Origin of the sequence: Saccharopolyspora oryzae, assembly GCF_027853915.1 — a bacterium.
GTDB lineage: Bacteria > Actinomycetota > Actinomycetes > Mycobacteriales > Pseudonocardiaceae > Saccharopolyspora > Saccharopolyspora oryzae.
This window is the reverse complement of the sequence record NZ_JAQGLA010000113.1, coordinates 1-18435: the sequence shown is the minus strand read 5'-3', so window position 1 is coordinate 18435 and position 18435 is coordinate 1. Positions and strand designations below refer to the sequence as shown.

At 69.1% G+C, this 18435-nt stretch carries 17 protein-coding genes and 3 pseudogenes; 2 read left to right on the top strand and 18 right to left on the bottom strand.

Annotated features, from left to right (window positions below; all coding sequences use genetic code 11):
* Positions 1-463, bottom strand: a pseudogene (locus OU415_RS35080) (hypothetical protein); the annotation flags it as partial.
* Between the two features lie 151 nt (positions 464-614).
* Between OU415_RS35080 and OU415_RS35075 the strand changes: the two are divergent.
* Positions 615-1505, top strand: a complete 891-nt coding sequence (locus OU415_RS35075; protein ID WP_270953913.1) for an aminoglycoside phosphotransferase family protein — start codon at positions 615-617, stop codon at positions 1503-1505.
* Positions 1506-1546: 41 nt separating this feature from the next.
* On the opposite strand, the gene OU415_RS35070 is transcribed toward OU415_RS35075, so the two are convergent.
* From OU415_RS35070 to OU415_RS35010, 13 genes and pseudogenes are all read right to left on the bottom strand, one after another.
* Positions 1547-2368, bottom strand: coding sequence for a bifunctional allantoicase/(S)-ureidoglycine aminohydrolase (locus OU415_RS35070; RefSeq protein ID WP_270953912.1), 822 nt, complete (start codon positions 2366-2368; stop codon positions 1547-1549).
* A gap of 406 nt (positions 2369-2774) precedes the next feature.
* Positions 2775-2960 carry a hypothetical protein gene (locus OU415_RS35065; protein ID WP_270953910.1) on the bottom strand — a complete coding sequence of 62 codons (186 nt, stop codon included), beginning with the start codon at positions 2958-2960 and terminating at the stop codon, positions 2775-2777.
* 97 nt (positions 2961-3057) lie between these two features.
* Positions 3058-3782: pseudogene (locus OU415_RS35060) on the bottom strand (helix-turn-helix domain-containing protein).
* Entirely contained in the window at positions 3746-4270 is a 525-nt protein-coding gene (locus tag OU415_RS35055; protein WP_270953908.1) for a hypothetical protein, read from the bottom strand. The pseudogene OU415_RS35060 and the gene OU415_RS35055 overlap by 37 nt, the downstream one beginning before the upstream one ends.
* A 167-nt stretch (positions 4271-4437) precedes the next feature.
* Entirely contained in the window at positions 4438-4845 is a 408-nt protein-coding gene (locus tag OU415_RS35050; protein ID WP_270953906.1) for an Hsp20/alpha crystallin family protein, read from the bottom strand.
* Positions 4846-4919: 74 nt separating this feature from the next.
* A complete protein-coding gene (locus OU415_RS35045) occupies positions 4920-5816 on the bottom strand; it encodes an MIP/aquaporin family protein (RefSeq protein ID WP_270953905.1) in 897 nt (298 codons plus the stop codon).
* Between the two features lie 113 nt (positions 5817-5929).
* Positions 5930-7885 carry an elongation factor G gene (locus tag OU415_RS35040; RefSeq protein ID WP_270953904.1) on the bottom strand — a complete coding sequence of 652 codons (1956 nt, stop codon included), beginning with the start codon at positions 7883-7885 and terminating at the stop codon, positions 5930-5932.
* Positions 7886-8093: 208 nt separating this feature from the next.
* Positions 8094-8780 carry a phosphatase PAP2 family protein gene (locus tag OU415_RS35035; RefSeq protein WP_270953903.1) on the bottom strand — a complete coding sequence of 229 codons (687 nt, stop codon included), beginning with the start codon at positions 8778-8780 and terminating at the stop codon, positions 8094-8096.
* 158 nt (positions 8781-8938) lie between these two features.
* Positions 8939-9481 (bottom strand): hypothetical protein, encoded by a 543-nt coding sequence (locus OU415_RS35030; RefSeq protein ID WP_270953902.1) that lies wholly within the window; start codon positions 9479-9481, stop codon positions 8939-8941.
* 51 nt (positions 9482-9532) lie between these two features.
* A complete protein-coding gene (locus tag OU415_RS35025) occupies positions 9533-10507 on the bottom strand; it encodes an arsenic resistance protein (protein ID WP_270953901.1) in 975 nt (324 codons plus the stop codon).
* A 66-nt stretch (positions 10508-10573) separates the two neighbouring features.
* Positions 10574-11137 carry a type 1 glutamine amidotransferase domain-containing protein gene (locus OU415_RS35020; RefSeq protein WP_270953900.1) on the bottom strand — a complete coding sequence of 188 codons (564 nt, stop codon included), beginning with the start codon at positions 11135-11137 and terminating at the stop codon, positions 10574-10576.
* A gap of 81 nt (positions 11138-11218) precedes the next feature.
* A pseudogene (locus OU415_RS35015) lies at positions 11219-12619 on the bottom strand (sugar porter family MFS transporter); the annotation flags it as partial.
* 305 nt (positions 12620-12924) lie between these two features.
* Entirely contained in the window at positions 12925-13707 is a 783-nt protein-coding gene (locus OU415_RS35010) for a DeoR/GlpR family DNA-binding transcription regulator (protein ID WP_270953899.1), read from the bottom strand.
* 193 nt (positions 13708-13900) lie between these two features.
* On the opposite strand from OU415_RS35010, the gene OU415_RS35005 reads away from it, so the two are divergent.
* Complete coding sequence (locus OU415_RS35005; protein WP_270953898.1) at positions 13901-15271, top strand: Gfo/Idh/MocA family oxidoreductase; 1371 nt, start codon at positions 13901-13903, stop codon at positions 15269-15271.
* A 49-nt stretch (positions 15272-15320) separates the two neighbouring features.
* On the opposite strand, the gene OU415_RS35000 is transcribed toward OU415_RS35005, so the two are convergent.
* The 4 genes from OU415_RS35000 to OU415_RS34985 form a co-directional block, all read right to left on the bottom strand.
* On the bottom strand, positions 15321-16031 hold the full coding sequence (locus OU415_RS35000) for a GTP pyrophosphokinase (protein ID WP_270953897.1): 711 nt from the start codon (positions 16029-16031) through the stop codon (positions 15321-15323).
* 375 nt (positions 16032-16406) lie between these two features.
* Positions 16407-17252 (bottom strand): alpha/beta fold hydrolase, encoded by an 846-nt coding sequence (locus tag OU415_RS34995; RefSeq protein WP_270953896.1) that lies wholly within the window; start codon positions 17250-17252, stop codon positions 16407-16409.
* Entirely contained in the window at positions 17249-17839 is a 591-nt protein-coding gene (locus tag OU415_RS34990; protein ID WP_270953895.1) for a TetR/AcrR family transcriptional regulator, read from the bottom strand. Before OU415_RS34990 ends, OU415_RS34995 begins: the two co-directional genes overlap by 4 nt.
* Positions 17840-17936: 97 nt before the next feature.
* Positions 17937-18435 (bottom strand): helix-turn-helix transcriptional regulator (locus OU415_RS34985; protein ID WP_270953894.1); only part of this gene is annotated, 499 nt, incomplete at its 5' end.

Here is an 18435-nt window from a genome sequence, read left to right as displayed (position 1 = left end):
ATCCCGGACGCCACTCGAAGCGCACCCGCTCGACGAAGAGCTCGGCGCCGAGCCGCTCCAGCACGGCCATCCGGTCGTCGACGACCTGCTTGCCCGCCGGGGTGCCGCGCCAATCGGGTTCGACGAAGCGGCTGTACCCGGGAGGACGCGAACCCGTCGGAAGAGCGGCGGTCATCGCGGTGCGCAGGAGCTGCACGCCGATGTCCACGCGATCGGATTCCGCCGCGTCGACGTCCACGACGTCGAGGACCACGGGTGCGTCGTCGCCCGGCCGGCTCCACCAGGCCGCTCGCGCCAACAACCGGTCGCCGCGCAGCGCAACCCACATCCACTCCGGACGCCGGCGCCCGGAGGCCAGGTCGTCGGCCAGCTCCTCGTTGAGGGTGTAGGGGATCCGGCAGAACAGGTCGAGCTCGTCGGTCCCGGTGATCGGGCGCGTGATCAGGTCGTCTTGCGCGGTCAAGGCATCCTCCAACGATGGCGCCGCCCGCACGGTCCCGGCGGTGCCACCGGGGAGAAGACAAGCGCGACGATCGGGAGGAGCTTAGAGCCGGCTGTTCCGGTTTGTCGCGGCATTTCCGAAAACCGGTTGCCCACCGCCGGATACTGGGCAGATGACCCCGAACGACGACGAGCGCACCCGCGCAGGTCTGACCGCAGCACTGGCCGTCGCGCGGAGCTTCGGCCTGCCGTGCGGAGATCCGCGGGTGGTGTCCGATCGGGGCAACTTGGTCGTGCGGCTGGCTCCGGAGCCCGTCGTCGCCCGGGTCGCCACGTTGACCGCGTGGACCCGCCGCGACCCGTCGGCCTGGCTGGCCCGGGAGGTCTCGGTCGCATCGCACGCGGCTCGGCGAGGTGCAGCGGTCATCCCGCCGGCGTCCGGAGTGGACCCGGGGCCGCACGAACGCGACGGGTTCTGGGTGAGCTTGTGGAGCTACCTGCCGTGCTCATCGCAGCGGGCGGACGCGGTGGCCAGCGGAACGGCCTTGGCCCGGTTGCACCTCGCGCTGGCCGACTGCCCGGCCGAGCTGCCGTGGCTGACCCCGGCCGCGGACCAGATCCACGATGGACTCGCGGCGCTGGAACGAGCGGACGTCCTCGCCGCGGGCGAGCTGAAAGAGCTGCGGGCGCAGCACGAAGCAGTGCTCGCGGAGCTCGACGGAGTCGGCGGCGCCGATGGTGTTCTGCACGGCGATGCCCATCCGGGCAACTTGCCGCTGGCGGACGGGCAGTGGCGGTGGACGGACTTCGAGGAGGCCTGCCGCGGGCCCAGGGAGTGGGATCTCGCCGTGCTGGCCGGGAATTTCGGCGCCGACGCGCCCACCGCGCTCCGCGCGTACGCCGAGGTGATCGGCGAAGCAGTTTGCGAACCAGCAGATCTCGCCCCGTTCCACCGCGCACGCGAACTCGAAGGGCTGGTGTGGTTCCTCGGCATGGCGCATCTGGACCCCGATCGCTACGCAGCCCGCGCTCGCGGCCGGTTGGCCGAGTTCCTGGGGAGTTGACGTCGGCCCGGCGGAGCGTTCCGCCGGGCCATCGCAGGAGATCAGGTCAGCTTGATCTGGCGGTTGACGTCCTTGTACAGCAGGTAGCGGAACTTGCCGGGGCCACCGGCGTAGCAGGCCTGCGGGCAGAAGGCGCGCAGCCACATGAAGTCGCCCGCCTCGACCTCCACCCAGTCGTCGTTGAGGCGGTAGACGGCCTTGCCCTCGAGGACGTAGAGGCCGTGCTCCATCACGTGCGTCTCGGCGAACGGGATGGCCGCGCCCGGCTCGAACGTCACGATGTTGACGTGCATGTCGTGCGACATGTCGTTCGGGTCGACGAACCGCGTGGTCGCCCAAGCACCGTCGGTGTCGGGCATCGGCGTCGGCTCGATGTCCTGCTCCTGCACCGCGAACGGCTTCGGCGCCGGGATGCCCTCGACCGCCTCGTAGGCCTTGCGCACCCACTGGAAGCTGGCCACCGCGTCGGACTCGTTGGCCACCGACCAGCTCGCCCCGGCCGGCAGGTAGGCGTAGCCACCCGCGGTCAGCTGGTGCTTCTCGCCCTCGATGACCACGTCGAGCGCGCCGGTGAGCAGGAACAGCACCGACTCCACGCCGCTCTCCGGTTCCGGCTGCGTGCTGCCGCCGCCCGGCGAGACCTCGACGATGTACTGCGCGAACGTGGTGGCGAAGCCGGCGATGGGCCGGGCCAGGATCCACGAGCGGGTGTTGGTCCACCCCGGCAGGTTGCTGGTGACGATGTCGCGGAGGACGCCGCGAGGGATGACGGTGTACGCCTCCTTCACGACGGCCCGGTCGGTCAGCAGCGTCGTCTGCGACGGCAGGCCACCTTCAGGCGCGTAGTACGTCGGCTCGCTCAACTTGCAACTCCTGTCCTGATCGACATTCGCACGCTGCCGCGCAAGGCGCGCCGGGTGCGCCGCGCTAGGAGCGTTCGAGACGTCCACAGCGTAAGCCCCAGAGCCCCGAAACGACACCCTCTGTTCATCACATTTACAAGCCCATGACCCGCACCTAATCGGTTTGGCCAACCCGCCCCGCGCCCCACCTCGGCATACGCGCCGCAGTCGATCAAGAGGTCCCGCTGGTCACCCCCCCGGGTGACGCTGTGGACGGGACGGCGGCACCCGTGGCAGGGGAGCGCGGCCACGGATATCGATGCCCGAAAGCTGGGCCGACTGCACTCACAAGAAAAGGGTCGTGAGTGCGTAACAGTGTTCGAGCACTGTTACGCACTCACGACCCCAAGCGCCCAGAACAGGGCAATCAAGCAGCAGTCGCGGAAAACCCGGGTAAGTCGAGCTCCCCGGCGCGAACGCGGTCGATGAAGGCAATCCACTCGTCGCTCGAGAACGACAGCGTCGGCGAAACTTCGTGCAGCAACTGGACGTCGCTGCCGGTCAGAATGCCAGCTGGGCTTGCGTCCAGGTCCTTGGAGTCCTGGATCTGCACGACATCGCCGGTGAAGCGAACCTCGACGCAAGCTGCGAAGGGTTGCTGTACGAGCTCTTGAACCAGGTTGCCAACGGCTTGTCAGGTGTGGAAGTGCTCACGGTCCCTCCATCTCCTCGCGGACCTGACTGATCATCTCAAGAGATTCGTCCAGATCCAGAGCTCGCTCCAGCGCCTCCTCGAAGCTCGCGGTCAGTTCTCGAACGACGTGCGGCTTGTCGATCAATGATCCTGTGGTCACCGCTTCCTGCCAGGCCATGTCGGGGAGCCAGCGCGAAGCGAAGGACAGGATCAGAAGACCGCCGCCGATCATCGGATGTGCACCAGCGGTGTACGGCATGACGTGGATCTTGAGGTGGTCGCGGCGTTGACTGGATCAGGGCCGTGCAAGCGGGATTGACGCGCGAGTCGCGACTCGACACGAGGGGAGACGTCGACCGGCTTGATGTAGGGAGAGCCGCCGCGAATCATCGCCCGGGCGTAGTCCTCGGTCTGCAGCGGGCCGGGGACGGTCTCCGGCGCGTATTCGCGGATCGCCGCAGCGCCGGCTTCCAAGCCCAAGAAGCGCAGGAAGTCCTCTGAGTAGAGGCGGGAGTAGTCGTCCCACCACTCGCGTCGTTCGGCTTGGGTTCTGAGCTGTTCGAGCTCGGTTCGTTCGTCGTCGGAGAGCTCGTGGACGTGGGCGAGCTCGTCGAGCTTCGCTGCTGTGAGCTTGCGCTTGGCGACCTCGATGGAGGACATGTTGTTGCCGCCGATGCCCGTCTGCCTGCCGACGGCAGCGGCGGTCAGGCCGAGCTGCTCGCGTCGCTCGCGCAGGCGCATTCCGAGCTCGAGGGCTTGAACGGTGCTCGACGCAGGTGCATATCCCATGCGGCCGCTGCCGCAGGACGGGAAGAGCGATGCGAGAAGGACAGACCGCAGGAGGGATCTTCGCGGTTTTCAACGGTGAAGTGGTTCGGTGCGTTCAGCACCGCCGCGGCTTCTTTCCTGAGTGGAGCAGATTCAGCCATGTCGTCCAGGAATGGATGGGAGGGGCAGTCCGAACCTGGTGCGGTCAAGGTTTGCGCGTTGATGAAGTCGAGGAAGGTGCGCGCCTGGGCGAGGTCGATCCGGCTCTCCCGGTAGCAGTCAGGCCGTGCACCTCGTGCGTGGTCGCCTTCGCGTTTCGGCACTCCGCGGCTGCAAACCAGGGCATGTCCGAATCCCTGCGGGTGCGGATCGACACGCCGGCGCAGATGGTCTCGGCGATGCGGGCGGTGCAGGACGAGTTGGCGTTCGAGGTCGAGCAGCTCTCGCTGGAGAACGTCCACATCGGACGCATTGGTGGTCTGGCGGCGGACACCGAGTACCTCGCGCGGGCGCTGCGTCGGTTCGGGTGGCTCGCTGCGCGGGGTGATGATCTGGTCGGTTTCTCAGGGATTCGCCCGTCGTTCGGGGGGCGGTCGATTCGTCTCGGAACCGACCGCCCCTCTGGTGGTCACTTGCCCTTGCGGGCCACTGGGATTTCCTTGGTGATCTGGGATTCCTGGCGGGGTATGCGGACGGTGAGGATGCCCGCCTCGTACTCCGCCTTGATGTCGTCGGTGTTGCAGCTCATCGGCAGGAGCATCGTCCGGCTGTAGTCGCCGTAGTAGAACTCGGTGTGGCGGTCGGTGCGCTCCTCGCGCTTGCGCTCGGCCTTGATCTTGAGCTGGTTGCCCTCGACGTTGATGTGGATGTCGTTGTCGGGATCCACTCCCGGCAGTTCGCAGCGGAGCACGAACTCGTTTGCCTCGGTGAACGTCTCGACGCGCATCGCGTGGCGTTCGCCGAACGGCCATTCGCCTTCGAACATCTGGAAGATGTCCGCCAGTCCCATGCTCGGCCGGGGCAGTGAGCTGGTCATGATGTCCTCCTCGGCGCAGGATCTCGGACGCACCGCGCGGGTACCCGCGCGCACCCGCGGCAAACCGGTGCTGATCACTCCGCCGGCGGCGGCTGGTCGCTGGTGCGGCCCGGTTCCGGCGCGGTGCGGGCTGCGACCACGCTGCCGATGAACAGGTCGTAGACCACGGCGCCGATCACCCCGCCGACCAGCGGGCCGACGATGGGGATCCAGAAGTACCAGCTGAACCACTGGTAGGAGCCGGGCAGTGCGATCTCGCCCCAGCCGCTCAGGAACGTCCACAGCCGCGGGCCGAGGTCGCGCGCCGGGTTGATCGCGTATCCGGCGTTCGGGCCGAAGGTCATGCCGATGACGGTGACCGCCATGCCGATCATGAACGGGCCCATGTTGGCCGTCGGCGCGGTGTTGCGCGTGTCGATGAGGGCGAAGATCAGCAGCACCAGGATCGCGGTGCCGACGATCTGGTCGAGCAGCGGGCCCCACCACGACCCGTCGAAGTACTTGGCGGGGAAGGTGGCGAAGATGGCGAAGGTGTCCAGCGACTGGTTCCGCGCCAGCCCGGCCTTGATGTTGAACGCGTTGATCGCCCAGCTGTAGGAGGCGAACACCAGTGCCGCCGCGATGAACGCGCCGACCAGCTGGGCGAACATGTAGGGCACGACCTTCCGCCAGGGGAAGGCCCGCCGGAACGCGAAGGCGAGGGTGACGGCGGGGTTGATGTGCGCGCCGCTCACCCCGCCCGCGACGTAGACGCCGAACACCACCGCGAATCCCCAGCCGAAGGCGATGATCAGCCAGTTCCCGGGGCCGAACGCGTCGGATTGCCGACCGGAGCCGGGCAACCCGGCGACCGCGACCGCCACCGAGGCGCACCCCAGCAGGATCAGGACGAACGTGCCCAGGAACTCGGCGAGCATCTCGCCGCCGAGCCCTCGTCGGTAGCCGTGACGGCGTTGCTGCTGCTCAGCCATCGTTGCTCCAGGAAACGAGTAGACCCGCCGAGCGCCCGTCGGGCGCGAGCGGAAGTCCTCACCAGTCCACGGAGTGTAGGTCCGACCGGCGTTGGTCGCCGGGTGCGCGGAGGTCAGGCGGTGCGGTGGGCCACGCGCAGCAGGTACTCCTCCCGGTCGAGCGGGTTGTGGTCGGCGCGCGGTCGCGCCGGGGGCTCGCCGCGGACGGGTGCGTAGCGGGCGAACCAGGTTTCCAGCACGCCCTCACCGCGGGTGAGGCCAGGCAGCTTCTGCTGAAGCTCGTGCACGTGGGCAGCCGGCAGCTCACCTTCCAGCTGGCACGACGCACCGCGCGTGGTCGTCGCCTGCGGTACGCCTTGTAGCCGGGCCACTGCCCTGGCGACCGTGCTGAGCGCCTCGGACGGGATGTCGAGGTGGAAGCGGTGCAGTGGCTCGTGCACGGCCGTCCCCGCCCGTCTCAGCGCGCTCATCAGCACCAGCGGGGTCAGGTTGCGGAAATCGCCCGCGGTGCTGGACATGCTCTTGTCGAACGTGCCGTGCGCCCGGCTCTGGCGCGCCCAGTAGCCGGCGTGCGTCATGGTCACCGCGCAGTCGGTGACCTGCCAGCCGCAGAGCCCTTGGCGCAGCGTGTTGCGCACCGCCTCCTCGACCGCGGTGAAGAACGCGGGCGGCATCGAACCGAGCTCCACGCCCAGCTGGAAGTCCACGCCTGCGCCGCTGGGCGCGGGCTCGACCTGTAGGCCGACGGTGGCCAGGAACGGGTTGTGCTCGTCGCCGATCGCCTCGACCGCCGCACCAGTGCCGAGGGGACGCTCGACGCAGATGGTGATCGTGTCGCGGAAATCGACGTCGATGCCGAACTCGGCGGCCAGCGTCGCCTGGACGACCTCCTTCTGCACCTCGCCGTACAGCGACACGGAGATCTCCTGGCGCACGTCGTCCTGCCGCAGGTCGATCAGCGGGTCCTGCTCGGCGAGCTGGGTGAGCGCGACGTGCAGCGCACCCTTGTCCGCGTGGCGGCGCGGGACGACCGCAGCTTCCAGAGTCGGCGGTGCGAAGTGGTGCTCCGACGACCGCTGAGGTGTGCCGATGGCATCGCCGACCCGGACGTCGGTGAGGCCCCACAACTTGCCGATGTGACCGGCGCTGACCGAATCGCTGCGCGTTGCCGCTCCTCGGTCGAAGACGCTGATCGCGGTGACCTTCTGCTCATCGCAGCCCGGCAGCCGATCGCGGGTGCGCAAGGTGCCCGAGAACATGCGGGCGTAGGCGATCTTCTCGCCGGCCGGACCGCGTTCGACCTTGAACACCGTGCCCGTCGTAGGGCCGTCCGCGTCGCCTTCCGCGGCCGGCAGCAACTCCGCGATGCCCTCCACCAGCGAGGGCACGCCAGCCCCCGTGGTGGCCGACCCGCAGTAGACCGGGTGCACCAGCGCCTGCTTCGCCTGCTCTGCCAGCGCGCGGTGGAGTCGTCCGGGCGGGATCGCCTCGTCGGCGACGTACCCGGCCAGCAACGCGTCGTCGTGCTCGGCGAGCACGTCCACCGCGACCGCGGTGTGCGGGGCGAAGGCCGCGCTGCGCGTGCCGGCGTCGAGCACGGCGCCCATCGGGACGATCGCCGGTGTCAGCTTGTCCGCGATGTCCTGCAACACCCGATCGACCTGGGCCCCGCGCCGGTCGACCTTGTTGACGAACACGAGCGTCGGGATGCCCAGGCGTTGCAGCGTCCGCATGAGCACGCGGGTCTGCGCCTGGACGCCTTCGACGGCCGAGATCACCAGCACGGCGCCGTCGAGGACGTTGAGCACCCGCTCCACCTCGGCGATGAAGTCCGGATGGCCGGGCGTGTCGATCAGGTTGACGGCGACGTCGCCGACGACGAACGAGACCACCGCCGACTTGATGGTGATGCCCCGCTGCCGCTCCAAGGCGAGCGAATCGGTCCGGGTGTCACCGCGATCGACGCTGCCGACCTGGTCGATCACTCCGGCGGTGTGCAGCAGCCGTTCGGTCAGGCTGGTCTTACCGGCGTCGACGTGGGCCAGGATCCCCAAGTTCAACGTGCGCACGAGTTCCAACGTCCTTCGCGTAGGTGGCGATTTCCTGCGGTCGGGACGTGGCTGTGCGCATGAGTTCCTCCTCATCCGTGCGAACTGGTGCGGAGATTGCAGCAGGAGTCCACAGCGGACGGCAACTGGTTTTTCGCCCGCCGGTCGAGGGGCCGGATGCGAGAACGGGGCGGGCTGGAAGTCCAGCCCGCCCCGCAACCCCGGTTCGTCAGATCCGGGGGATCTGCATGGTCGGCTGCTCGGCCTCGCTGTCCGCGGACAGCGCGCGTCCGGTCGCCCGGTTCCCCCTGAGCCTCAGGACCAGCTGCGCGACGACCCCGGCCAGCAGCAGGACCACGACCGCCGACACGAGCGCACCGAAGAGCAGGCCCACCAGCGCGTCGTGCGGGTAGTGGGCGCCGACGAAGACCCGGGAGAACGCCGCGCCCATCGCGAGGAGCAGGGCCGGGATGCCGAGCTTCCGCCAAGCGACCAGCACGCCGATCGCCGCAGCGCCCGCGATGACCGAGTGGTTGCTGGGGAAGGACCAGTCACCCGGCGCCGGGCACTCCACGATGGTCGTCACGTGCATCGCCCGGCACGGCCGGTTCTCCTGGATCAACGACTTGAGGATCTCGCTCAGCGCGTAGGCCACCCCCACAGCCACCACGCCGAGCAGCGCGATCGCCATCGATCGCGCGGGCATCCGTCGTGCTCGCCAGCAGGAGAGCAGCAAGAAGCCGAAGAGCAGCACCAGTGCCGCCTCGGTGAAGAAAGCGGCGAAGGACTGCACCCATTCCGGAGTCCCGGCGGCGAAACCCACGACGTCGCGGTAGAGCTCCGCGCTGATGTCGGGTACGCCGCCGGCGTTGTCCGGGTTGCCCGCGCCCGCTGGTGTCCGCCCGGCTTGCACCATTGCTGCCGATCGGTGTTCTAACACGTGTTGACCTGCCATCCATTTCGACTCGAACCCCTCGTGGAGGGGGAGACGGCACCAGGTCGGCGGTAGCGGGGGCACCGGGGTGCACCGTCCGCGGGGGTGTCCTGAGCCAGGTTCAATCCGCCGGAGCCGTCTCAGCCAGGGTAGCCAGGCGGGAGCGGGGTCGGCTGACGCGCTCGGTCGATCCCGCCAGCGACGAACTCCGAGACCGCGTGAACGGCGTGCTGCCGCAACAGCATCACGGTGACCGGGTCGTCGGACACCTCGGTCACCCGCACCCCGCCGGGCAGCCGCTCCACCTGCAGGTCCACCGCCTGGTGGTGCGCGAAAACCGCTGCGAACAGGGGATCTTCCTGCCGGATCGCCGCGCCTCGCCGCAACCGCGACCGCATCTGGTCGACGTGTTCGCGGATGCGCGCGGCGAGATCGGCGGCCGGACTGGTGGTCGTCGCGCGGATCCCGTACGAGTAGTGCTGGACCTCGCGCCGGATTTCGCCGTGTCGTACCAGAAGGTCCTGGATGACCAGCATGTCGCGCACCAGGTCCGGATCTTCGGCGTTGTCCGGCGTGAGCATCCAGTCGGGCAGCGGTTGGTTCCGCGGTCGCTGCCCGCACGCGGTGAGCAGCACGGCAGCGACCGCCAGGAACTCCCGTCGCGAACACGTGCGGTGCGACATGCGCGATCCCGTCGAATCGGATGTACTGGCACCAGGATGCGCCCCGCGCGGTCAGCGCGCAGCGGGCAGCAGGCGCGGGATCGCCCGCACGTAGACCACCATGCCGATGACCTCGACCAAGGTCTGGGCGACCACGACGATCGCGGCCACCGCCAGGTGGTCCGGCAGGGCGAGCGCCAACGGCAGCACGACCAGCGAATTGCGCGTCGCACCGGTGAACACCACCGCACGACTGTCCGATGTGTCCAGTCCGAACAGGCGCGCCACCGCCATCCCGGCGAACGGCATCACCACCAGGAACGCGACGTAGTGCGGGACCACCTGCGCCACGTCGCCGATCCGGCCGTCGAGCGCCGGGACCTGCGAGGCGACCACGGTCAGCAGCGCCACGGCCATCAGCGGCACCATCGCCCCGCCCGCGGCGTCGGAGACGGCCCGGCCCGCCGGCTTCCGCGCCGCCCACGCCTGCGTGGCCCAGGCCAGTGCGAGCGGAACGACGATCAGCACCAGGAACGCCTCGACGAACGGGCCGGCCTCCACGACCTCGACCAGGCCACGTCCCAGGAACAGCACCAGGAACACCGGAAGCAGGAGCATCTGGGCGACCAGCAGCAGGGGAGTGGCGGCCAGCAACCGCTGGCTGCTGGCACCGGCCAGCCCGGAGAACACGATCACGTAGTCCACGCACGGCGCGAGCAGGACCAGCAGCACTCCCAGCTGCACGGCGCGATCAGCGGGCAGGAACGCGAACAGCATCGCGACGACCAGTGGCACCGCGACGAAGTTCACCACCAGCACTGCTGCGAGGAACCGCCCTGCGCGCAGCGACTGCGCGAACTCCGCGACCGGGACCTGCAAGAACGTCACGTACAGCAAAAGGCCCAGCACAGGATTGATGAGCGGTTCGAGGCCGCTGCCCGCGACGGGCGCTGACCAGCCCAGGAGCGCACCGAGGGCGATCGCCGCGAGGTAGATCCCGACCTGGTGCCGCTCCAACGCGGCCACCACGCCCCGCTGCTGTCCCACGTGCTCTCCTCCTGGCCCCGGATGCGATCTGCCCGATTCTGTCCGGTGCCGGGTGGAGGCCGTGCGTCAGGTGCGCGCGACGGGCTCGGTGGCGGCGATCAGCTCGACCAGTTTCGCGTTGAACGCGGGCAGGTCTCGCGGTTGCCTGCTGGTCACGAGGTTCCGGTCGACCACCACTTCCTCGTCGAGCACCTCAGCGCCTGCGTTGCGGAGGTCGGTGCGGATGCTGAAGAACGAGGTCAGCCGGCGCCCGCGCACCACGTCGGCCTCCACCAGCGTCCACGGGCCGTGGCAGATCGCGCCGACGGGCTTGCCGGAGTTGACGAAGTCCCGGACGAACGCCACCGCGTCGGTGTCGCGGCGCAGGTTGTCCGGGTTGATCGTGCCGCCCGGCAGGACAAGGGCGTCGTAGTCGTCCGCAGCGGCTTCGGCGACCTGGCGGTCGACGGTGAACCGGTCGCCCTTGTCGATGTCGTGGTTCATGGCCTGGATCTCGCCGCGGTGCGTCGAGAGGAGCTCCGCACGTGCTCCGGCTTCCTCCAGCTCCGCGCGCGGCCGGTCCAGCTCGACCTGCTCGACGCCGTCGGCGGCGAGGATGGCCACCCGTCGCCCGCTCAATTGCCCGGTCATCGCCTGGTCACCCCTTCCGCTCGCAGCATCGACCTACGTCCCAGCGTCCTCGACCTGTTCGAGGCTGCAAGTCGGTTCCCGTCAGTCCTGGGGCCAGCGGGCACCGTTCTCCCAGTAGGTGCGGATGCTCTCCAAGGAGCGGCCCTTCGTCTCCGGGGCGAACCGGTAGACGAAGACCCAGGAGATTGCCGCCAGCGCGAGGAAGATGCCGAACGTGGGGGCACCGCCCAGGCCGTCCATGAGCGGCAGGAAGAACTGGGCCACGATCAGGTTCGCCACCAGGTCCGCGGTCAGCATCAGCGAAGCGCCGAGAGCGCGCAGGCGTGCCGGGAAGCTCTCCGAGGCGAACACCCACACCAGCGAGCCGAAGCCGAAGTTGAACCCGGCGGTGAACACCAGGATCGACGCGAAGCCCCACCACGATCCGCCGCCGTCCAGCGAATCGGTGGCGAACACCAGGATCATCGCCAGGCTGGACGCGATCATCGTCGCGATCCCGCCCAGCAGGATCGGTCGGCGCCCCACCCGGTCCACCACGAACAGCGAACCGATGGTGGCCAGCAGCGCCGCGCCCTGCACGATCGCGGGCAGCCCGAGCACCGTGGCGTGGCCCTGGAAACCCATCTCCTCGAAGATGATCGGGCTGTAGTAGGTGACCGCGTTGATCCCGGTGATCTGCACCAGGAAACCGAGGACCAGCACGAACATCGTGGCCGTCGCGTAGGGGGAGCGGAACATCTCGGCGAGCTGCCCACCGCGCCGGCTGTCGATGTCCGCGCGGATCTCGGCCAGTTCCCGGTCGACGTCCGCACCGGGATCGACCTGCTGCAGGGTTCGCCGCGCTTCCTCGTGGCGTCCTTTGAGGACGTACCAGCGCGCCGTGTCCGGCAACTTCACCAGCAGGAACAGCACCAGCACCGACGGCACGGCCGACAGCGCGAGCATCAGCCGCCAGTTCCCGGAACCGGCGAGGCTCCAGTCGACGAGGTAGGCGATGAGGATGCCGGTGACGGTGGCGACCTGGTAGCCGACGACCAGCGCGCCGCGGACCGCGGCCGGCGCGGATTCGGCCAGGAACACCGGCGTGACCACCAGGGACAAGCCGATGCTGATGCCGAGGAAGAACCGCGAGACGTCCAGCCACAGGATGTCGGAGACCAGCCCGGACCAGACGGCGAACACCGCGTAACCGGCCACCACGAGCAGCATGGTCGCCTTCCGGCCGATGGCGGTGGCCAGCTTGCCTGCGAGCAGGGCGCCGACGATGTTGCCCGCGACCAGCACGGTGGTCACGCTGCCCTGCAGCGAGGGGGACAGGCCCATCTCGTCGGTGATGAACAGCAGCGCGCCGGAGATGTTGCCGATGTCGTAGCCGTAGATCACGCCGATGGTCGCCGCGGCGATGGCGATCCGGCGGGCTACGGGCGAAGTGGTGCTCAACGTGGTGGAGGCTCCGGACATGACACGCTCCTCATTGCGATCAGGTTCCGAGGACTTCCAGGAGTTACTCGACCTCCTGTTCTGCGCTGAGTTGCGAAAGGTCTTGCGCTGGTCAAGGTTTCAGATCGTTCTTGACTGTGTACTGAGGACAGTCGTGATCTGGTCGGCCGCGGAGGAGCGCGCCGTGGACCGTCGTGGCGGTCATGTGCTCGCCAGCGCTAGGGCTGGCCGGTGAACCGGACGGCGTCATCGCGCGTTCCTTCCGAAGGCGTCGGCGGAGGAAACAGCGCGAGTTTAGGGCGATCGAAATTGAGCGAGCAATGCTCCATTTGCTCACTATCGAGCAGTCAGGCGGTCAGCACGGTGGTTCCAGCCGCCTCGAAGGCGTCGAGCACCTCGGCGTCGACGCCGGTGTTGGTGACCAGGGTGTCGATGGCGTCGGTGGTGCAGATCTGGGCGAACGCCCGCCGGTTGAGCTTGGAGCTGTCGGCGACCACGGCGACCCGCGCCGCGCGCGAGGCCATCAACCGGTTGATGCTGGCCTCGCCCTCGTGGTGCGCGTAAGCGCCGTGCTCCGGATCGATCGCGTCGACGCCGAGGAACAGCAGGTCCAGGGTGATCTCCTGCAGGATGTGGGTGGCCAGCGGCCCGGTGAGCTCGAAGGACTGCTGGCGCGCCACACCGCCGGTGACCACGATCTTGATGTGCGGCCGCACCACCAGCTCGTTGGCGATGTTGAGCGCGTTGGTAACCACGGTGAGCCCGGGGGAGCCGGGTTCGGCCAGGTCCGCGCGGGTGGCCAGGCTGCGCGCGACCTCGGTGGTGGTCGTGCCGCCGTTGAGCCCGATCACCATGCCCGGCTGGGCCAAGCGCGCGGCCGCGGCGCTGATCCGCTGCTTCTCCGGTGCGTGCCGGGCGGCCTTGTGCCGCAGCGGCAGGTCGTAGGCGATGCTGGTGGCGACCGCGCCGCCGCGGGTGCGGGCCAGCAGCTGCTGCTCGGCCAGGTGGTCGAGGTCGCGGCGGATGGTGGCGGCGGAAACGTCGAGCTCGGCGGCCAGCTCCTCGACGTCGGCGCGTTCGCGCTGGCCGACGATGTCCAGCAGTTTGCTCAGCCGTTCGTGCCGGTTCATGCCCAGTCCCCTCCGCGCAGTTCGCAGGCAACCTACTACAGCGGACGTCGCCCACCGGGTTGCGGCGAGCTGCGGCCGCGTGCCGCCGAACGGATCAGCCGCGAAGCCGCCGCGCGTCGGTACTGGCCCGAAATGCGATGTGCGATTGTGCGCGAATCGAGGTGAATACACGCAGTTTCACGCAGGAGGCGTTATGGTCGAGCATCCGCGCAACGCCCTGTCCCGGCGGACCCTGCTGCGCTCCAGCGCAGCGGCGGGGGCCGGGCTCAGCTTCGCCGGTCTGGCCCCCGCCGCGACAGCGCAGAGCGCGTGGCCCGCGGCCAAGGGCGAAACCATGATGGGTGTGCCGTTCGAGGCGCACGAGACGGTCCGCGTCGGCATCATCGGCTTGGGCAACCGCGGTGCGAGCATGCTGCCGCTGTTCCTGGCCCTGGACGGCGTCGCGATCACCGCGGTGTGCGACACGAGCGCCGAAGCGGTGGAGGAAGCAGCGCGCGCGGTGGTCGAGCAGGGCAGGCCCGAGCCGGCCAAGTACAGCGCGGGCGAGCACGACTTCGAGAAGATGCTCGCCAGGGACGACATCGACTTCGCCTACATCGCCACGCCGTGGGAGTGGCACGCGCCGATGGCGGTGGCGGCCATGCGCAACGGCAAGCACGTCGGCGTCGAATGCCCGATCGGCGTGACCGTCGACGAGCTGTGGGAGCTGGTCGACGTCTCCGAGCAGACCCGCCGGCACTGCATCCAGCTGGAGAACTGCTGTTACGGCCAGAACGAGTTGCGCGTGCTGCGCATGGCCCACGACGGGATGTTCGGCGATCTGCTCTACGGTGCGGGTGCCTACCTGCACGATCTGCGCGAACTGCTGTTCTCCAAGACCTACTACGCGGGGCAGTGGCGGCGCGCCTGGCACACCAAGCTCAACGGCGACCTGTACCCGACGCACGGCCTCGGCCCGGTCGCGGCCTACCTGGACGTCAACCGCGGCGACCGGCTGGTGCGGATCACCTCGATGAGCACTCCGGCACGCGGTCTGGCCGCCTATCGGCAGGAGAACCTGCCGCCGGACGACCCGGCGTGGCAGGAGCGCTACGTCAAGGGCGACGCGACGATGAGCCTGATCCAGACCGAGCAGGGCCGCGTCGTCCACCTCGTGCACGACGTCTCCAACGGCCGCCCCTACAGCAGGCTGAACCAGCTTCAAGGCACCAAAGGTGTGTTCGAGGACTACCCGCCGCGGATCTACCTGGAGCCCACCGGCACGCCGCACGAGTGGGGCAACTGGGACGACTACGCCGAGCACGACCACTGGCTGTGGAAGGACGTCGGTCCCGGACCTGGCGGGCACGGCGGCATGGACTACCTGATGCTCTACCGCCTCGCGCAGACCTTGCACCTGGGGCTGCCGCCGGACATCGACGTCTACGACTCGGCCACGTGGAGCGCCCCGTTCGCGCTGAGCGCGCAGTCCGTCGATGCCGGTGGTGCGCCGGTCGACTTCCCGGACTTCACCCGCGGCCGCTGGACCGAGCCGCACCCGGGCGTCGATTCGCCCAAGCCGTGACGGGTGGGAATTCGTTTCCGGTTCGACCTGAGGCGTACGCCTTTCGCCTCTAACCGGGTGCCCCTTCGCTGCGCTCGTGCAGCGAAGACATCTGAGCGTCGAGTCCGGCAGCGGTCTCGGCGGCCGCCTTGAGCTCGGCGGCGAAACCCTCCGGTACCTCGCCGCCGCTCTTGTAGAGCAACTCGTGTTCGACGGCCGCCCAGAAGTCCATCGCGATGGTGCGCAGCTGGAGTTCGACGGCGACCTGCTCGGTGCGGTCGGACAGGTGCACCGGCACGTTGATGATCAGGTGCAGGCTGCGGTAGCCGTTCGGCTTCGGCTCGGCGATGTAGTCCTTGGTCTGCACGATCTCGATCTGGTGCTGGCGGAGGAGATCGCGGACGAGGTAGACGTCGGAGATGAACGGGCACACGACGCGCACGCCGGCGATGTCGGTGAGGTGCTCGCGGGCCGCCGCCGGGTCGACCGGCAACCCGCGCCGGGCGAGCTTGGCCGCGATCGCCTCCGGGCGCTTGATCCGCGAGGTGATGTGCTCGATCGGATCGTGCTCGTGGGAGTACTCGAACTCCTCGCTCCAGATCCGCAGCTTGGTCATGAGCTCGTCGACGCCGAACTTGTGGACCATCAGCAGGTCGCCGGTCCGGCGCATGAAGGCGAGGGCGTCGTCGCGGTCCATGTCGCCGAGCTGCTCGATGGCGCTGCGCTGCGGGTAGGGCCACCCGCGCGAACCACCGCGCGATGATCTTTTCGCGGAGCCCATCGACGCTCCCCCTCCCAGGCTTCCCGGCTCCACTCTAGGCCGGACCGGGCGGAGTGCTCGGGCGCGCGGAAGCTCTGGCCCATCTGTGAGGGGAACTCCGGCGTGTGCACCGAGCGGCTGGTGAGCCGGGCGGGGTTCGTGCGAGGGATGAGTATTCGATTTCCGGTGGGTGGGCGGCCCCGACCGCCGCCCACCCTTTCCCCGAATGCCGGATGGAACCCCCGACGCTCCACCCGACACCGCGCCTGCTGTTCTCGCAGGTCAGCGGCGCGTAGTTAAAAGCCTGCGGGTTCAACGCCCGTTCTGCAAGGGGGCACCCCCGATTTTGGGGCGTATCGCGCGCCACATTTTCGGTAGCGGAGCGTCCCTTCGCAATTACGTTCGGGAGTTGCCGGCGCGGTGTTCGTCGAGCACTCGGCGCACGGTCGCGGCGAACTCCAGCGGGCGCTCGGTCGCGCCGACGTGGCCGCCGGGGAACTCCGCGAACCCGGCCCCGGTGTGCTGCGCGATGTGCTCGGCCGGCCTGCGCAGCAGCTGGCCCGCCGAATCGCGGCCTGCGGCCATGACCAGGCGGTCGGACCTGCTCCGCAGGGCGTCCAGGTCGGGGACGTAACCGGTGAACTGGGTCAGGACGTGCTCGAGGAAGATCGGCATGTTCTCCACCATCCGGTCCATCGCCTCGGTTCGCGGGATCTCGGCGGGTTCCGGAGCGTCGCCGCCGGAGGTTCCGGCCGCCATGACAGCCATGGCGGCGGCCACACCGTCGCGCAGGTAGGTCTCACGCACCTCGCGGAAGAACGCCCGGTGCTCGGCCGCGTCGGGGAGCAGTTCCACCGACGGCGGTTCGTGGGCGACCACCAGCTCCGGCGGGTTCGGGAAGTGCGCCAGCAGGTCCAGTGCGGCGATCGCCCCGGAACTGGTGCCGAGCACGAAGGTGGGCTCATCGGGCCGGGCGACCAGGTCGAGGATCCGCCGGGCGTCGGCGCTGTGAACCTCGACCTGCTGCCCGGTCGGCGCGGAATCCGCGCTGCTTCGGGAAAAGCACCTCGGGTCGTAGCTGACCACTGTGTACTGATCGGCGAGGTCGTCCGCCAGCACGTCGAAGATGCCGGCATCTCCCGAACCGCCGGGGATCAGCAGCAGCACCGGTCCGTCGCCGCGCGTTTCGTAGTGCAGCGTCGCTCCCAGCACCTCGGCGGTGCCGGTCTTGATGTCGGTCATGCGTCGTCCAAATCTCCTGGCTCGGACGGCCAGTTCTCCAGTGCGATGTGGAGGGCGTGGACGGCCTGTTCCCAGGACGTCCGCACCGAGCGGGAATGGCCGAAGCCGCCGCTGGCCGCGAGGTGGGCGTAACCGTGGAAAGTGCTTCGCAGCAAGCGAACCGCGTCCGTGATGGCAGGTTCGTCCAGCCCGTACGCGCGCAGCAGCGAGTACGGCAGCTCCATGCAGCGCAGGTGCCCGCGGGATTTCGCGACGGCCTCGGGGGCCAGCTGGATCTGGGTCGCCGCGTAGCGACCGGGGTGTTCCAGCGCGTAGGCCCGGTAGGCGTCGGCGAACGCGACGAGCGCGTCGCGGCCCGCCCGGCCGGCGATCGCCGAGCCGATGCGGTCGGCCAGTTCTCCGGCGGCCAGGACCGCGACCCGCGCCCGCAGCTCGGCCACGTTGCGCACGTGCGAGTACAGGCTCGCGTCCTTGACGCCGAAGTGCCGCGCCAGCGCCGAGATCGTCACGTTGGCGAAGCCTTCGGCGTCGGCCATGTCGGCGGCTGCTTCGGTGATCCGCTCCGCGGTGAGTCCCGCGCGTGCCATCTCCGCCCCTCCAAAACCTAGAGCCTCTAGGTTTCATCCTAGGTTAGCTAGGTCGACGGACCGGAGCGACGGATTTTCCCGATGGGGAACGAGCAGGTCAGGGCAGGATTCCCTGGCGGCGGGCGACCACCACGGCTTCGTGGCGGTTGTGGACCTCGAGCTTGTGCATCGCACTGCGCAGGTAGGCCTTGACCGTCTCCGGCCGCAGGGACAGGCGCTTGCCCGCTTCGGCGTTGGTGCAGCCCAGGGCGACCTGGGACAGGACGTCGAGTTCGCGCGGCGTCAACTTCGCCGTCGGCGTCTCCTCCGGCTTCGAGGTGAGACCGGCCAGCCGGTCGCAGGCGTGGTGCAGGCGGTCGCGGAGAGCGGAATCGTCGAGTCCCTGCGCGATGGCGCGGAACTCCGCGTGCAGCTCCCGCACCTCTTCCAGAGCCACCTGCTCGCGGTGGCCGATGTCCTCCGCCGCGCGCATCAGCCGCAGCCTGCGATCGACCTCGTCGCGCACCGCGAGCTCGCCGGCCAAACGCCTGGTCACGCCCATCGCGACGTCGATCGCCCGATCGCCCAGCCGGGCCACGCCGCGTGCCGCGCTGTAG

Bases quoted from the DNA above. Each gene is read 5' to 3' on its own strand.
- OU415_RS35075 (WP_270953913.1), top strand. From the start codon at position 615: ATGACCCCGAACGACGACGAGCGCACCCGCGCAGGTCTGACCGCAGCA.
- OU415_RS35035 (WP_270953903.1), bottom strand. From the start codon at position 8,780: ATGGTGCAAGCCGGGCGGACACCAGCGGGCGCGGGCAACCCGGACAAC.
- OU415_RS35045 (WP_270953905.1), bottom strand. From the start codon at position 5,816: ATGGCTGAGCAGCAGCAACGCCGTCACGGCTACCGACGAGGGCTCGGC.
- OU415_RS35010 (WP_270953899.1), bottom strand. From the start codon at position 13,707: ATGAACCGGCACGAACGGCTGAGCAAACTGCTGGACATCGTCGGCCAG.
- OU415_RS34990 (WP_270953895.1), bottom strand. From the start codon at position 17,839: ATGGCACGCGCGGGACTCACCGCGGAGCGGATCACCGAAGCAGCCGCC.
- OU415_RS35000 (WP_270953897.1), bottom strand. From the start codon at position 16,031: ATGGGCTCCGCGAAAAGATCATCGCGCGGTGGTTCGCGCGGGTGGCCC.
- OU415_RS35005 (WP_270953898.1), top strand. From the start codon at position 13,901: ATGGTCGAGCATCCGCGCAACGCCCTGTCCCGGCGGACCCTGCTGCGC.
- OU415_RS35030 (WP_270953902.1), bottom strand. From the start codon at position 9,481: ATGTCGCACCGCACGTGTTCGCGACGGGAGTTCCTGGCGGTCGCTGCC.
- OU415_RS35050 (WP_270953906.1), bottom strand. From the start codon at position 4,845: ATGACCAGCTCACTGCCCCGGCCGAGCATGGGACTGGCGGACATCTTC.
- OU415_RS34995 (WP_270953896.1), bottom strand. From the start codon at position 17,252: ATGACCGACATCAAGACCGGCACCGCCGAGGTGCTGGGAGCGACGCTG.
- OU415_RS35020 (WP_270953900.1), bottom strand. From the start codon at position 11,137: ATGACCGGGCAATTGAGCGGGCGACGGGTGGCCATCCTCGCCGCCGAC.